The organism is Shewanella sp. SM95 (assembly GCF_025653595.1).
Taxonomy (GTDB): domain Bacteria; phylum Pseudomonadota; class Gammaproteobacteria; order Enterobacterales; family Shewanellaceae; genus Shewanella; species Shewanella oncorhynchi.
In genome coordinates this window covers 43,684-58,824 of record NZ_JAKKSE010000008.1, presented here as the reverse complement: position 1 = coordinate 58,824, position 15,141 = coordinate 43,684, and the positions used below count along the sequence as shown (strand labels likewise).

At 45.5% G+C, this 15,141-nt stretch carries 12 protein-coding genes and 1 riboswitch; of the genes, 6 read left to right on the top strand and 6 right to left on the bottom strand.

Translation table 11 applies throughout. From position 1 onward, the window contains the following. Positions 1–155: 155 nt before the first annotated feature. The gene (locus L5M29_RS10880) at positions 156–1,148 is read right to left on the bottom strand and encodes a class 1 fructose-bisphosphatase (protein ID WP_263167815.1); all 993 of its coding nucleotides are present in this window, start codon (positions 1,146–1,148) and stop codon (positions 156–158) included. A 266-nt stretch (positions 1,149–1,414) separates the two neighbouring features. Between L5M29_RS10880 and L5M29_RS10875 the strand changes: the two genes are divergently transcribed. Then, the gene (locus L5M29_RS10875) at positions 1,415–3,727 is read left to right on the top strand and encodes a S9 family peptidase (RefSeq protein ID WP_263167813.1); all 2,313 of its coding nucleotides are present in this window, start codon (positions 1,415–1,417) and stop codon (positions 3,725–3,727) included. A gap of 89 nt (positions 3,728–3,816) precedes the next feature. Here L5M29_RS10875 and arcA read toward each other — a convergent pair whose 3' ends face one another. Further along, positions 3,817–4,533, bottom strand: coding sequence for a two-component system response regulator ArcA (gene arcA, locus L5M29_RS10870; RefSeq protein ID WP_006080127.1), 717 nt, complete (start codon positions 4,531–4,533; stop codon positions 3,817–3,819). A gap of 588 nt (positions 4,534–5,121) precedes the next feature. Here arcA and L5M29_RS10865 point away from each other — a divergent pair. The 3 genes from L5M29_RS10865 (at position 5,122) to L5M29_RS10855 (ending at position 8,460) form a co-directional block, all read left to right on the top strand. Beyond that, positions 5,122–5,556: a DUF3293 domain-containing protein gene (locus L5M29_RS10865; RefSeq protein WP_173247481.1), complete on the top strand. Its 435-nt coding sequence runs from the start codon at positions 5,122–5,124 to the stop codon at positions 5,554–5,556. A gap of 100 nt (positions 5,557–5,656) precedes the next feature. Continuing rightward, positions 5,657–5,831, top strand: a riboswitch (Lysine riboswitch). A gap of 150 nt (positions 5,832–5,981) precedes the next feature. After that, positions 5,982–7,337: a lysine-sensitive aspartokinase 3 gene (gene lysC, locus L5M29_RS10860; RefSeq protein ID WP_263167811.1), complete on the top strand. Its 1,356-nt coding sequence runs from the start codon at positions 5,982–5,984 to the stop codon at positions 7,335–7,337. Position 7,338: 1 nt separating this feature from the next. Next, positions 7,339–8,460 carry a succinylglutamate desuccinylase/aspartoacylase family protein gene (locus L5M29_RS10855; RefSeq protein ID WP_263167810.1) on the top strand — a complete coding sequence of 374 codons (1,122 nt, stop codon included), beginning with the start codon at positions 7,339–7,341 and terminating at the stop codon, positions 8,458–8,460. A 102-nt stretch (positions 8,461–8,562) separates the two neighbouring features. On the opposite strand, the gene L5M29_RS10850 is transcribed toward L5M29_RS10855, so the two are convergent. Beyond that, positions 8,563–9,528: a zinc transporter ZntB gene (locus tag L5M29_RS10850; protein WP_131525184.1), complete on the bottom strand. Its 966-nt coding sequence runs from the start codon at positions 9,526–9,528 to the stop codon at positions 8,563–8,565. A 196-nt stretch (positions 9,529–9,724) separates the two neighbouring features. Here L5M29_RS10850 and L5M29_RS10845 point away from each other — a divergent pair, with 196 nt between their 5' ends. Then, complete coding sequence (locus L5M29_RS10845) at positions 9,725–10,099, top strand: YacL family protein (protein WP_168824635.1); 375 nt, start codon at positions 9,725–9,727, stop codon at positions 10,097–10,099. 91 nt (positions 10,100–10,190) lie between these two features. On the opposite strand, the gene L5M29_RS10840 is transcribed toward L5M29_RS10845, so the two are convergent. Both L5M29_RS10840 and narQ read right to left on the bottom strand, forming a co-directional pair. Further along, entirely contained in the window at positions 10,191–10,820 is a 630-nt protein-coding gene (locus L5M29_RS10840; protein WP_105250232.1) for a response regulator, read from the bottom strand. Further along, the gene (narQ, locus tag L5M29_RS10835; protein ID WP_263167807.1) at positions 10,813–12,648 is read right to left on the bottom strand and encodes a nitrate/nitrite two-component system sensor histidine kinase NarQ; all 1,836 of its coding nucleotides are present in this window, start codon (positions 12,646–12,648) and stop codon (positions 10,813–10,815) included. The genes L5M29_RS10840 and narQ overlap by 8 nt, the downstream gene beginning before the upstream one ends. A gap of 225 nt (positions 12,649–12,873) precedes the next feature. Here narQ and nrfA point away from each other — a divergent pair, with 225 nt between their 5' ends. Beyond that, positions 12,874–14,277, top strand: a complete 1,404-nt coding sequence (nrfA, locus tag L5M29_RS10830) for an ammonia-forming nitrite reductase cytochrome c552 subunit (RefSeq protein WP_263145600.1) — start codon at positions 12,874–12,876, stop codon at positions 14,275–14,277. Positions 14,278–14,432: 155 nt separating this feature from the next. Here the strand turns inward: nrfA and L5M29_RS10825 are convergent, their stop codons facing one another. Further along, positions 14,433–14,975 (bottom strand): hydrolase, encoded by a 543-nt coding sequence (locus L5M29_RS10825; protein WP_028761799.1) that lies wholly within the window; start codon positions 14,973–14,975, stop codon positions 14,433–14,435. Between the last annotated feature and the right edge of the window lie 166 nt (positions 14,976–15,141).

Here is a 15,141-nt window from a genome sequence, read left to right as displayed (position 1 = left end):
ACGTAGCTTTTGGCTTTGTGGCCTTACGGCCGAGGTGAATCAAGGTCGTGGGGCTTCACCCCACAACCTTCTCGGCCGCAAGGCCGTATAAATAACAAAAAAGCCACTGTGGTCAGTGGCTTTTATCCTAAAAATCAGAATCTAAGCGATTCTGCTTAGTCCAGACTTGGTTCTTCGCTGTAATCAATACCGTGGTAGCTCAGGCAAGCGTCGACTTCGTTGCTGCTGCCTAGGATGACGGCAACACGTTGGTGAATTTGAGTTGGTTGAATATCCAAAATGGTTTCATAACCGGTAGAAGCCTTACCGCCAGCTTGTTCGACTAAGAAGGCCATTGGGTTGGCTTCGTACATCAAGCGCAGTTTGTACGGTTTTTTAGGATCTTTATTGTCGGTTGGGTAGGTGAAAATACCACCGCGAGATAGCACGCGGTGTACATCGCCGACCATGGCCGCAATCCAGCGCATGTTGAATGATTTTTCGCGTGGGCCAATTTTACCGAGCAGTAAATCGGCAATATAGGTCTGCATTGGCGCTTCCCAAAAACGCTGGTTCGACATGTTAATGGCAAACTCTTGGGTATCTGGGTTAATGCTCATGGCGGCGTTAGTCAGTAAAAACTCATTGGTTTCTGGGTGCAAAGTAAAGAGTTGCACGCCTTGGCCCGTGGTTAATGCCAGCATGGTTGATGGGCCATAAAGTACATAACCTGCGGCTAATTGGGCGCGGCCAGATTGTAAAAAGCTGGTTTCAGTCAGCTCGCCAGCAGGCGCGGGCAGGACGGAGAAAATGGTGCCGACTAATGAGTTGATATCGATATTAGATGAGCCATCTAGTGGATCGAAACACACCAGATATTGACCATTTTGACTGACTTCAACCACATGATCTTCTTCTTCCGACGCTAAACCGCGCACTGTACCGTCAGCTTTTAAAGCATCTTTAAGCATATCGTTGGTGATGATATCCAGTTTTTTCTGGGTTTCACCTTGGACGTTTTCTTGCTCAGTCGCGCCTAACACGCCCGCAAGTGCACCGTGGCGAACGGCATGGCTAATGGCTTTTGAGGTGTCGGCTAAGGTTAAAATCAAGTGAGAGAGGGAGTCGTTCACTGCCTGTGAGGTCAGGTGCTGGGCCAGAGTCTGCATGTTATGTCCTTTAGAGGTTCAACAATGAGGTCAATTTCGTTATTTGCCGCGAATGATAACTCAGTTAGTCGACAATTTCAGCGATGTTGCTGATGCTTTTAGCGAATATTAAGGCTTTTAGGGATTATTTGGATTGAGCTTGGCGCAAGGGCCTAATTTGTATCGGCATATTGCATGCTATTTCTATTTAGGGTTTGCCTCTGGCACAATGTCGGCTTGTTTTTAATCGCTGACATCTTAGGCGATTATGCTCCCAAGGAATAATAATGATTAAAAATAGGTTAACTTGGTTCCCTGCGTGCTCACTTAAGGTGCGCGCCGTTCCCCTACTGATAGCGAGCCAAATGGCCATGATTTCGACAGCTATGTTTTCAATTACCCCAGCTTTTGCAATGGAAGGCGGCAAACTGCCACTGACGATTGAGCGAATGAATGCCTCGCCCGCATTAGCGGGCACCAGTCCTCGTGGTTTGAAACTGTCACCCGATGGTCAGCGTGTCACTTATCTTGCGGGCCGTAAAGACAATCAAAACTTTTATGATCTCTGGCAGATGGATGTAAAGACGGGTAAATCTAGCCTATTGCTCAATGCCGATAAGTTGGCAAGCAATGAATTATCCGATGAAGAAAAAGCCCGCCGCGAGCGCCAACGTATTTATGGCGAAGGCATTATGGAGTACTTCTGGGCCGATGATAGCCAAGCGCTATTAATTCCGGCTGCTGGTAATCTGTATTATTTTTCATTAGTGGATAACAGTGTCAGCCAACTTCCCATTGGCGAAGGGTTTGCCACAGATGCGCGCCTATCGCCCAAGGGCAATTTTGTGTCTTTCGTGCGGGATCAAAATCTGTATGTGTTAGATCTGGCGACCAAAAAACTCCAAGCTATGACGACCGATGGCGGCGGGGCGATTAAAAATGCCATGGCCGAGTTTGTCGCTCAGGAGGAAATGGATCGCATGACAGGTTATTGGTGGGCGCCCGATGAATCGGCTATCGCCTTCACCCGTATTGATGAGTCCGGTGTCGAGCAAGTAACCCGTAACGAAATCTATGCTGACGGTATTAAACTTACTGAGCAGCGCTATCCCTATGCCGGCAAAAACAACGTCGATATCGCCCTCGGTGTGGTCACGTTAAAAGATAAGGCTATCAATTGGGTGAAGCTGCGCGAAGAGAACAGCGAAGACAATAGCAAAGATATTTACCTGCCGCGGGTCGATTGGCTGCCCGATAGCAAACATTTGTCGTTCCAGTGGCAGAGTCGCGATCAACATAAGCTAGATTTGCAACTGGTGGCGTTAGATTCACTGACTAAACCAAAAACCTTAGTGAAAGAACGCAGCGATGCTTGGGTAAACCTTAATAACGATCTGCACTTCTTAAAGCAGCAGTCGGCCTTTATTTGGGCATCTGAGCGAGATGGTTTTAATCATCTGTATCTTTTTGACTTAAAAGGCAAACTTAAAACCCAATTGACTCAGGGCGAGTGGGCTGTCGATGCGTTGGAATACATAGATGAAACCGCTGGTTGGGTATATTTCACTGGCCGCAAAGATACGCCAATCGAGAAACAACTTTATCGCGTGCCTTTAGCGGGTGGCAAGGTTGAGCGGGTAAGCAAGCAAGCGGGCATGCACGATCCTGTGTTTGCCGACAATCAAAGTGTGTATCTGGATTATTTCAATAGCTTATCTCAGCCACCGCAGATCAGTTTACACGGTGAGAAGGGCCAACAACTGGCTTGGGTTGAGCAAAATGAAGTCAAGCAAGGCCATCCTTTATATGACTATGCGGGTCTGTGGCAACTCCCTGAATTTGGTGAACTGAAAGCCGAAGATGGCCAAGTGTTGCAAACCCGTTTATTCAAACCTGTGCCGTTTGATGCGAGCAAGAAATACCCTGTCGTTGTACGGGTTTACGGTGGGCCGCACGCACAGTTAGTGACCAACAGTTGGAGCGAGCAGGACTACTTTACCCAGTATCTTGTTCAACAAGGCTATGTGGTGTTCCAGTTGGATAACCGCGGCAGCGCCCACAGGGGCACAAAGTTTGAGCAAGTGATTTACCGTCACTTGGGTGAAGCTGAAGTCAAGGATCAAAAAGTGGGAGTGGACTATTTACGGAGTCTGCCATTTGTCGATGCCGATAATGTAGCAATTTACGGCCACAGCTACGGTGGTTACATGGCCTTGATGAGTCTATTTAAGGCGCCAGATTACTTTAAAGCCGCGATTTCGGGCGCGCCTGTAACCGACTGGCGCTTATATGACACCCATTATACTGAGCGTTACTTAGCCCATCCTGAGGGGAATGAAAAGGGTTATGAAGCCAGCAGCGTGTTTCCCTATGTGAAAAACTATCAATCGGGTCTGTTGATGTATCACGGTATGGCCGATGATAACGTCTTGTTTGAAAACAGCACTCGGGTTTATAAGGCGCTGCAGGATGAAGGGAAATTATTCCAGATGATCGATTATCCTGGATCTAAACATTCGATGCGTGGCGAGAAAGTGCGTAATCACTTATATCGCTCACTGGCCGATTTCCTAGATAGGCAGTTGAAAAACGCCAAATAGTAGGCATAAAAAAACCAGATCCTAGGATCTGGTTTTTTGTGAATCGATTCTTATCAAACCAATTAATGCGGATGTCGCTTAGCGGGTGATTAGCCTTCTAAGTTACCGCAAAAACGATAGCCTTCACCGTGAATAGTCGCGATGATTTCTGGCGTATCTGGCAAGCTTTCGAAATGCTTACGGATACGACGGATAGTCACGTCTACAGTACGATCGTGTGGCTTAAGTTCACGGCCGGTCATTTTCATCAGTAGATCGGCACGAGTCAAAATTTTGCCTGGGTTTTCAACAAAGTGCAGCATAGCGCGGAACTCGCTACGTGGCAGTTTGTAAGATTCACCCTGTGGGCTCACTAATGAACGGCTGTTGATCTCTAAGCTCCAATCATTGAAGCGGTAGTATTCTACTGAGCTCTTTTCTTCGACTTCAGCGCCAGCGCTGTTGACACGAGTCAGAAGGTTACGAGCACGAATCGTTAATTCACGTGGGTTGAACGGCTTGGTAATATAATCGTCCGCGCCAATTTCAAGTCCAAGAATTTTGTCGACTTCGTTGTCACGACCTGTCAGGAAGATAAGACCGATGTTGTTGATTTCACGTAGTTCACGTGCCAACAATAGACCATTCTTACCTGGCAAGTTAATGTCCATAACGACCAAGTTAATTTTGTTTTCCTGCATAGCCTTATGCATTTCTGCGCCATCATTGGCCTCAGTTACCACATACCCTTCTGCCTCGAAAATACTTCTCAGCGTGTTACGGGTAACGGCTTCATCTTCAACGATCAGAATGTGCGGATTTTGCATATTATTTACCTAAATTTTAATCAGTTTATACTAACCAATAAGAGCAACTTACTTCGGGCTCTTATATTCATAAAAGCGTTGATACTTCCTTGAACTGCTTTGTGCTCAAAAGGAAAATCTTTACGGTGACATCTATATCTGGATGTAGATTAAGTGCACGTTTAAGTGTAATACGAGAAAACGTAATCAGTACCAACTTCGATAAGCAATAGTTAGAATAAGTTCCTTAACTATTGTTTTTTTTAAATGTTTAAAAGACAAATCAAATGTAGAACAGATTTTAAACAGATGCCCGGTCAGTTCACGTTACTTTAAGCGATATATGTAACAAACTGTATTGAACGATAAGCATCTTGCTCAATCTGTTTCAACTCACCAGTACGTACATTGTACTCGTTTTAGTCATTTGTTAACAAATGAAATGTTAACAAATTTTAGGTGAGTAGGGGGTTTTACCATGATATTTACTTTAGCTATTGATTAGTATAACTAATGTATTTCTTATTCCTGTGAGCCAGTTCACGCCTCTTTGGATTTTACAATCACTCTGCTACACTAGCTTGGGTTCATTTTTCGACTAGACTACCAATGGACAATACGACTCAAAATTTGTGGCAATGTTACCAAGCGCCGTTGTTTTTGCTGACTCAAGCATTATCCTGTGATTTTTCCTTTGCTGTTATTACCGCTCATAATCCCGCTTCAAAGCTTCTCTCTCCTAGCCAAAACCGTTTACTCGATCGCCAACTTCTCCGTGAAATTGAATTACTCGGTAGCCCTTATCGTGCTTTAGTGGGCGCAGCACCGGATTTATCCCACATGGAAAAAAGTTGGGCCGTGTTTATCGATAGAACGATGGCATTACAATTGGGTAAGAAATTTAATCAATATGCGATTTATGTTGTCGAACAAGGGGATGTGAGTTTAGTGCCTTGCACCTTGGATGGACATGATGAAGTGTGTTTAGGCAAATTTAGAGATTATGTGCAGCTGGTATACGAGCTACCCGATTTGAACATTTAGTTGTTTTCAAAAGATTTTATTTAAATTGTTCATTTGTTATGAAATTAGCATTGACTTTATTAGGGGTTTATTGCTACTTTTTTCGTCCCTTTCCTCGGAAAGGAACAGAAGAGGAGCGTTAACTAGGTAGTCGGTCAGAGGAGCACAAACTCCAGCGATGACTGATGAGGGAGATTAACGCCGAGGCATAGATATGGTTGCTGCATGTTTATGTCGGTCGCTCAGGCTGAATCCTGACGATTGTCACCTGTAATTGGTGGAGAGCTTCTGGTGACGATTGCTGTTTCCCTTCTTTTGGGGTGCGTTATCATTGAGCACCAGGCTCTTCGAACGAAGTCAGTTCGGAGTGTGATCATGTTAGTTAATCAATATCTTATTCAATCTGCGTTTATTTCTTGCCCTACGTGTTTCACGGAGGTGCGCTAATGTCCCTCGTTGTTGCAAAATTTGGTGGCACCTCAGTCGCCGACTATAACGCTATGAATCGCTGTGCCGACATAGTGTTAGCTAATCCTCATTGTCGTTTAGTCGTGGTCAGCGCTTCGAGCGGCGTGACGAATCTGTTAGTGGAATTGACCCAAGAATCGATCAACGACGATGGCCGATTACAGCGATTAAAACAAATTGCCCAAATTCAATATGCGATTTTAGATAAGCTCGGTCGTCCTAACGATGTGGCCGCCGCATTAGATAAATTATTGAGTCGCATGTCGGTATTGAGTGAAGCGCTCGCATCACAACGCAGCAAAGCGACTATGGATGAGTTGTTGTCCCTCGGTGAGCAATGTTCTTCAGCGTTGTTTTCGGCGGTGATCCGCGAGAAAGGTGTTAACTCAAGTGCCTTCGATGTGCGCCGAGTATTACGAACTGACAGCCACTTTGGCCGTGCCGAACCTCAGGTTGAGCAGATTGCGACTCTAGCTCGTGATTATCTACAGCCACTATTAGCGGAACAAGTGATTGTGACACAAGGCTTTATCGGTGCCGATGAAGCTGGTCAAACGACAACGTTAGGTCGCGGCGGTAGTGATTATTCTGCTGCGCTGTTAGCCGAAGCGTTACGCGCCTCAGCGGTCGAGATTTGGACTGATGTCGCTGGGATTTATACAACCGATCCGCGTCTTGCGCCCAATGCCTTTCCGATTGCCGAGATCAGTTTCAATGAGGCTGCCGAGATGGCGACCTTTGGTGCTAAGGTATTGCATCCAGCGACTATTCTTCCTGCCGTTCGTCAGCAAATTCAAGTGTTTGTGGGTTCAAGTAAAGATCCTGAAAAGGGCGGGACTTGGATCCGTCATCAAGTGGAAGATGCGCCCGTATTCCGCGCTGTGGCCTTGCGCCGCGATCAAACTCTGTTAAATCTTCACAGCCTGCAAATGCTGCATGCGCAGGGCTTTTTAGCGGAAACCTTTGCGACATTAGCGCGACATAAGATCAGTGTGGATCTGATTACCACCTCAGAAGTGAATGTGTCTCTAACCCTCGATAAAACCGGTTCAGATTCAAGTGGTCAAGGTCTGTTGAGTGAGGCATTGCTGCAAGAATTATCACAGCATTGTCGTGTGCGAGTTGAAGATGGATTGGCCTTAGTGGCGATTATCGGTAATCGTATTGCGACGACGCCGGGTATTTGTCGCCGTGTGTTTGAAGTGTTAGAACCACACAATGTGCGGATGATTTGCCAAGGTGCCAGCCCACATAATCTGTGTGTGTTAGTGGCAGAATCGGAAGCGGCGCAAGTGGTTAAATCGCTGCATCAAAATCTGTTCGAAGGCGTTTAGTATGTTGCCGACAACATCGTCTCTGCAAATCGGGGAGCTTGCCGCAGGGCAAGCACTCACTTTGCCTATCTACCATTTCAAACCGAGTGACGATAAGGCGACTGGCCCCAAAGTGTATATTCAGGCCAATGTCCACGGTGCTGAAGTACAAGGTAATGCGGTGATTTATCAGTTGATGAAGCAGCTTGAACACTGTGACATCCGCGGCGAAATCACCTTAGTGCCATTGGCCAATCCACTCGGTATCAACCAAAAAAGTGGTGAGTTTACCCTTGGCCGATTTGACCCTATTACAGGCGCGAATTGGAATCGTGAGTATTTGAATCATGCTATCGATTTGCCGATTTGGTATAGCGAACATGCCAAGCTGAGTGATAGCGAGCTGATCCAAGCCTATCGCAGTACTTTGGTTGAAGCTTGTCAGCAAAAATTGCGTCATGAATGGGGCATTACTACTGGCCATAGACTTGCGGTTAACCTGCAGATTATGGCCCATGGCGCGGATATAGTGCTCGATCTGCACACAGGTCCTAAGTCTTGTAAGCACTTGTATTGTCCTGAATATGACTTAGCTGCTGCGCAGTTTTTGTCGATCCCTTATACGCTCATTATCCCCAATGCCTTTGGTGGCGCCATGGATGAGGCGGCGTTTTGTCCTTGGTGGCAATTGAGTGATTTTGCAAAATCTCAAGGGCGCGATTTAGGAGTTGCAGTATCAGCGTTAACGTTGGAATTGGCGAGCCAAGAGCGCGTCTGTCTTGAGGATGCACTGGTTGATGCACAAGGGATTTTGGCATATTTAAGCCACCGAGGCGTGATCGCTGAAACCGTTGCGCCCGCTAAAATGCCGCGCTTTGGTTGTTACCTTAAGGACTATAAAAAGTATCACGCGCCAAGCGCTGGCTTAGTGGAATACCTCGCGCCTGTGGGTGAACCACTGGCAGCGGGACAGCCCTTAGTGAATTTACTGCGTATGGATTTATACGGTACGGCGGATGAGCTAAAAACGGTCAGTTTACCGCAGGACTGCGTGCCGATTTTGCACTTTGCTTCGGCGTCTGTGCACCAAGGAACAGAGCTTTATAAAGTCATGACTCATGTGTTTGAGTTGCCAACGACATAATCGCCCGCTTAGAGCATAAGCATTAGCTCATAACATTCAGCTTATAAGAATGAACGAAAACAACGCCAATCCTAATCGATTGGCTTTGTTGTTTTAAGGTGGCTATAACCACTTAAATCGATAAAACAGCGCCATTTGCAGGGCGACGAGTGAGATTAATATGCCGCAGAAGGTGGCGAAGGCCCAAGTGTTGTCCGCGCCCGGTATCCCGCCAATATTGACCCCAAGTAAGCCTGTTAAAAAGCCCAACGGTAAGAAGATTGCTGACACTAAGGATAAGAAATATAAGCGTTTGTTGAGTTGCTCCGATTGCTGACTGAGTAATTCTTCTTGAGTTACATTAGCCCTATCGCGCAGGGCATCGAGATCTTCAATGGTGCGGATAAGTTTATCGTTTGTTTCCCTCAGCTTGAGTCGCTCAGTATCTTTAAATAGGCTGAATTGCTCGGAAATCATTTTCGAGAATGCTTCGCGCTGTGGGGCTAAATAGCGGCGAATGGCTACAGTTTGACGGCGCAGTTCGGCGATATCGGTACGTAAGTCTTTCACATTGCCTGAGACGACTAGTTCTTCTAAATCAGAGAGCTGTTCTTCCAATTTATCAATAAACTCGACTTTACGATTGGTCAGTCGCTCGCAGATTGCGACAATAAAGTCCCCCGTAGTTGTAGGCCCATTTCCCTCAAGGATCAGCTCGGCGACATCTTTGACCGACTGTAACTCGCGATCGCAGGTGGATATGATCCGCTGTTTATCGGCATAGATACGCACGGCCACCATGTCTTCGGGAGCTGAATTGGGGTTGAGGTTAACGCCGCGTAATGCGAGTAATATGCCTTCACCTGTAATCACAGCACGGGGACGAGTGTCTTGGGCGAGTAGGGCATCACTTTCGACCTTAGGCAGACCGCTATTGAGTATCCAGTGGCGTGCCTTTTTATTACGATAGCGAAGGTGTAACCAGAGTAGGCCATCCTGAGGATCCCATTTTTCGATCTGTTCTAGGCTCAAGGTGGAACCCGCTTGGGCGCCGCTGAGCACTAAACTGTAGATAAACCCTTCGTGCATATCGCATTCCATTTAACTTTCAAAATCATTCAAACAAACTAACTGATTTTGTCATGAAAATGAAGTCAGTACTTATGCTTAACGACATGAGACAAACGTAAATTGACATAAATTTGATGTGCTGAGGGATGCAAGCAACTTAGCCAAGGATAGGTTAAAATTAGCATTAGTAGGCTTAGATCAAAGAGACAATAAAATGGAATACGAATTTCGGCGTAACAGTTTAACTGGCACTTTTGGGGCTAGCTTTAGCATGGATCATGAAGTGCTTGGGCAATGGTTTACGGAAGAATTAGGGACTGAGTTAGCTAAAATTCAGCAAGTGTTGGGTGTGATAAAAGAAATTCAAGCCGATAAACGAGGTTCATGGCGTCTTGTTGGTAATGATTTTACCTTAGAGTTAGAGCGTGAACAGGCCCGAGTCTTTGCCAATACTTTAGGCTTTGAGCAAGAATATGAATTGGAAGAGGCTATGTCACTCTATGATGCTGAGTCAGAAGCTTATTGTGGCCTAGAGGATTTTGAGCAGGCGCTATTGAGTTGGCAGCAATTTATTGAGAAAGGTTTGTAATCATTTATTTACTCTCTATTTGATAAAAACATAAAGGCAATCATGGGATTGCCTTTATTGTTTGCGTGATACCAAGCTTATTTTCGTATCTTTAATTATTTAGGTAGCGCACCGCCATTTCGGTTCTCGATTTAGCATTGGCTTTACGCAGCAGGTTTTTTACGTGCACTTTAACTGTGCCTTCACTAATGTGTAAATGCTCTGAAATCATGCGATTACTTAAGCCTTCCGCCAGTTGCTGCAGAATTTGCAACTCCCTTGGGGTTAGGCTCGAAATCCATTCTTGTTCATCGGTCGCATCTTTAAGTTCGTAAAGGTATTCTTCGACTTCATCGCTGATCACCCTGTGGCCAAGCATGGCATTTTTGAGTTTTTCGAGCAGTAAATCTGGCTCAGTATCTTTGAGCAAATAGCCGTCGGCTCCAGCGCGAAGTAAACGGATAACATCCTGTTTGGCATCGGAAACGGTGAGTATCACTATGCGCGAGGTGACGCCCTCTTGGCGCATGGCATTGAGCGTATCTAGGCCTGTCATGCCTTTCATATTCAGATCGAGCAAGATGATGTCGGGTTCATCGGTGACCACTGCGGTTAATGCGTCTAAACCACTACCGGCTTCGCCAAATAGGCTGAAGTCAGGATCTGAAGCGATGAGCTGGCAGATGCCTTTGCGCAAGAGGGGATGGTCATCGACCACTAGTACGGAATAAGGTTTACCCATTTGAAGGCTCCTGTTGAGATGGGAAAATAAGCGTCACTCTAGTGCCACTTGACCCTTTGCTGTGCTGCACAAGGTTTAATGGGCTGTTAGGTTTGAGTGCGTCGTCTTGTGCATTGCATCCTTGCTCAGTTGTGGTTGCCATAGCAGGTTTAAATCTCTTTAAATCATTGTCGCTGAACACGACTTTACCTGAAAGCTTACTGGCTCGTTCATGCATTATACCTATGCCAAAATGTTGATCTCGTTCTTTTAAATGTCCAATACCTATGCCGTTATCACAAACATCAATATTGACCATACCCTCGTCATCCTTATAGCAATGGATGTTAATGAGGCTGGCCTCAGCGTGTTTGATGGCGTTTAACGTCGCTTCTCGCGTGATCTGCAGTATGTGGATGTGTTGCTTTGCCTCTAGCCATTGTGGCGCAAGTTTATAGTCTAAGGTTATCTTTATATTCGTCTTTGTCCTGAGTTGCTCAAGCATAGCCTCTAAAGCACTTTTTAGATCGGGCTCTTTAATTGTGAGCCTAAAGGTGGATAGTAACTCCCTGAGCTGCACGTAGGCAGTGCTTACACCTTCGTTGATTTCGGTTAACTGCGCCTCAATGATTGGACTGCGGCAACTGCAATCTAAGTTTTTGCGTAATAAGCTAATTTGGATTTTTAGGAAAGATAGCACTTGACCCAAAGAGTCGTGCAGCTCCCGGGCAATTACGCCACGTTCCTCCATTAGCGCCAGTTGCTGTCTTTGCTCTGTGGCATTGTGGATCACGATTGAGCGCGTCAACATAATAGCGAAATTGTTAAACAAGGCGATATTGGGTGTTTGAGCGGCAATTAACTCTAAATAGCCTAAATTAGCCTGCTCAAATTGCAGTGGAAAACGGGTGCTCTCTTGAGTCATATCTGGCCAGCCACCATCGGCCTCAATCACTTCAAGCTCTTGCTCGGGATATTGGATAATGAGTCTTAGGAAGTCGAGTGATTCATAGCCTTTTAACTGATTCAGCGCCGCTTTAAGCGCTTTGTAATCGAGTTTATTCGCGTTTAATGTCAGTAGGTTATCATATAAGAATGCCAGCTCGTTGTTGGCCCTTGTCAGCGCTAAGGTTTTTTCTGCTACCTGCGATTCTAGGTTGCCATAAAGCGTCGCGAGTTCCTTAGCCGTTTTTTGTAGGGCATGGGTCAGCGCTGTGAGTTCAATATATTCGGTCTCGGGCATTTCTATTTCAAAATTACCCTTAGAAATCGTGTTGGCCGATTCCATCAGTTTTTGCAGCGGGATCACCACTTTCTTCTTTGTAAAACGCACGGCCACAAAAGCGATAATGAGCATGACGCCTAAGCCTAATATTTGGCTGGCGGCAAGGAGTCTGAGTTTAAAGGCGGCGTAGTGCTCCATCTCAAGCACCAGTAAATCAATGGTATCAACAAAGTCCTTCAGTGAGGCGACATAATCGCGGGAGTTTTCTTGTTCTATGTAGTGTTTCATCACCAGCCATTTATCGATGACAAGCTGATATTGAGCGGCAATTTCTGGCGGACTAAACCAACTTTCCGAGGGCTTTAATGTGTCGGAATAGAGCGTATTTTCGAATTCGGTGATTTTATCCTGCGCAGCATCACTGCCTGAGTTGGCGTAAAACATTAACCGATAGCTTTGCATCCTCAGCGACCCTGAGGCATTAATCGCCTTGGCGTCGCCTAAGCTGTAGGACAAATTGATGATAGCAAAAGTCGATAAACTACTAGAGAGCAGAATAAGTACTAACATTAATCCTAAGATTTTTGAGGTGAGACTACCTCGTTTCATTAATCCGCTGTTCATTTTGATGGCCGCTGTTATGGCACTTTGCAGTGGTTTTTACATTAGAAAATAATGTAATACATTAACAAAAGTATAGAAATGTGAACAACAACACCTTTACATTTTGATCTAGCGCAAACTTCAACCTAGATACCCCCTAAGAGGTATATTTTTAGCAGGGTTAAATCACTAAGTTTGACCATGGAGATGTCGTGATTTACAACAATAATGCAACACGGAGATGAGATGATGAAGAAGATGACAGGTAAGTCCTTTGCACTGAGTGCACTGGTTGCCGCCAGCTTCATGGCAGCGGGCGCAATGGCGAGTGATAAAACAGAGCCTCGCAACGAAGTTTATAAAGATAAATTTAAGAATCAATATAATAGCTGGCATGATACCGCAAAGAGTGAAGAACTTGTCGATGCGATTGGGCAGGATCCTAATATGGTGATCCTGTGGGCTGGCTATGCATTCGCAAAAGATTACAACGCTCCTCGCGGCCATATGTATGCCGTGACCGACGTGCGTAATACCCTACGTACTGGTGCGCCGAAAAATGCGGAAGATGGTCCATTGCCTATGGCATGTTGGAGCTGTAAGAGCCCTGATGTACCTCGCTTAATTGAAGAGCAAGGTGAAGATGGCTACTTCAAAGGTAAATGGGCTAAGGGTGGCCCTGAAGTCACTAACACCATTGGCTGTGGTGATTGTCATGAAAAAGGCTCACCAAAACTGCGGATCTCTCGTCCTTATGTAGACCGTGCAATGGATGCTATCGGTACGCCATTTGATAAAGCTTCGAAGAAAGACAAGCAATCTATGGTGTGCGGTCAGTGCCACGTTGAATACTATTTTGAGAAAAAAGAAGACAAAAAAGGTTTCGTCAAATTCCCTTGGGATATGGGCATAACTGTTGACCAGATGGAAGTTTACTACGACGGTATCGAGTTCTCCGATTGGACTCATGCGCTGTCTAAGACACCTATGTTAAAAGCGCAACATCCAGAGTATGAAACGTGGAAACTGGGTATTCATGGTAAAAATAATGTCAGTTGTGTTGACTGCCATATGCCAAAAGTGACTAGCCCTGAAGGTAAGAAATTTACCGATCATAAAGTGGGTAATCCATTTGACCGTTTCGAAGAAACCTGTGCAACTTGCCATAGCCAAACGAAAGAATTCTTAGTTGGCGTCACTAATGAACGTAAAGCTAAAGTTAAAGAAATGAAACTGAAAGCGGAAGAGCAATTAGTGAAAGCGCACTTCGAAGCTGCTAAAGCGTGGGAATTGGGTGCAACTGAAGCTGAAATGAAGCCTATCTTGACCGATATCCGTCATGCTCAATGGCGCTGGGATTTAGCGATTGCTTCCCATGGTGTTGCTGCTCATGCTCCTGAAGAAGCCCTACGTGTTTTAGGTACTTCAGTGAATAAAGCTGCTGATGCTCGTGTGAAGTTAGCGCAATTACTCGGTAAAAAAGGCATCACAGATCCTGTTGCGATTCCTGATATCTCTACTAAAGCTAAAGCACAAGCGGCCTTAGGTATGGACATGAAAAAGATGAATGCTGAGAAAGAAGCATTCAAGAAAGACATGTTACCTAAGTGGGATGAAGAAGCGAAAAAACGCGAAGCCACTTATAAGTAGGTTTTAATCAATCGCGGTTGAGTTTTCGATATGAGCTAACCCCTCATGTAAACAAAAGCCCTCGCTGACTCAGCGGGGGCTTTTTTATGGAAAAAAATATCGAGTAATGTCAGGCGTTGGTCATGCTGGCTGAAGAAATACCATGGGCTAAATCGCTATTTGATCAGTTTTAATAACGCCCTAAACCGCTCGCCTTGGGCTTGATGTTGTAATTCAAATAATAGCGATTCCACGTTAGTTAATAGGGCGCCTCTGGCCGTCATCATTTGGATCCCGAGTTGTTTATTCTCAGCACTGCGTGACGAGACGCAATCGGCGACTAAATGCACCGAATATTGCTGTTCGATAAGGTCACAACAGGTTTGGTAAACACACACATGGGTTTCAATACCCGCGAGTATGACGTGTTTGCGATTCGTCTTAGTTAATGCCTTTGCAAACGTGTCACAGTGCCAGCCGCTAAAATGCTGTTTAGCAATGGGTGAGCTGGTTTTCGCAAGTAAGGTTTGCAGCTCAGGGCTAGTTGCTCCGAGTTTATCGGGTAGCTGTTCTAACCACAGTATTGGAATTTCAAATAATTGTGCGCCTTGGATTAAGGTCTGTAGTTGTTGATGCAGCTTGTCACTGTTATCCATGATTTGTGCAAGTTTTCCTTGCACATCGACGATAACGAGAACACATTCTTCTGGTTTTAACATCGGGCCTTCCTTCTGCGCTTGATGATTGTCTTAGTGATGATCTTCGCTTTTGTTTAAGAGCTTGTGTTGTGATACTCAGATTTCATCTCGATTTACGCTTCCCCCAGTAGACCCTAATTTAACCTTGTTACCAATAGGCCTAAGGTCGAATAGCTGTCGCACTTAA

Coding starts and splice junctions, on each gene's coding strand:
- L5M29_RS10880 (WP_263167815.1), bottom strand. CDS start 1,148: ATGCAGACTCTGGCCCAGCACCTGACCTCACAGGCAGTGAACGACTCC.
- L5M29_RS10875 (WP_263167813.1), top strand. CDS start 1,415: ATGATTAAAAATAGGTTAACTTGGTTCCCTGCGTGCTCACTTAAGGTG.
- arcA (WP_006080127.1), bottom strand. CDS start 4,533: ATGCAAAATCCGCACATTCTGATCGTTGAAGATGAAGCCGTTACCCGT.
- L5M29_RS10865 (WP_173247481.1), top strand. CDS start 5,122: ATGGACAATACGACTCAAAATTTGTGGCAATGTTACCAAGCGCCGTTG.
- lysC (WP_263167811.1), top strand. CDS start 5,982: ATGTCCCTCGTTGTTGCAAAATTTGGTGGCACCTCAGTCGCCGACTAT.
- L5M29_RS10855 (WP_263167810.1), top strand. CDS start 7,339: ATGTTGCCGACAACATCGTCTCTGCAAATCGGGGAGCTTGCCGCAGGG.
- L5M29_RS10850 (WP_131525184.1), bottom strand. CDS start 9,528: ATGCACGAAGGGTTTATCTACAGTTTAGTGCTCAGCGGCGCCCAAGCG.
- L5M29_RS10845 (WP_168824635.1), top strand. CDS start 9,725: ATGGAATACGAATTTCGGCGTAACAGTTTAACTGGCACTTTTGGGGCT.
- L5M29_RS10840 (WP_105250232.1), bottom strand. CDS start 10,820: ATGGGTAAACCTTATTCCGTACTAGTGGTCGATGACCATCCCCTCTTG.
- narQ (WP_263167807.1), bottom strand. CDS start 12,648: ATGAACAGCGGATTAATGAAACGAGGTAGTCTCACCTCAAAAATCTTA.
- nrfA (WP_263145600.1), top strand. CDS start 12,874: ATGATGAAGAAGATGACAGGTAAGTCCTTTGCACTGAGTGCACTGGTT.
- L5M29_RS10825 (WP_028761799.1), bottom strand. CDS start 14,975: ATGTTAAAACCAGAAGAATGTGTTCTCGTTATCGTCGATGTGCAAGGA.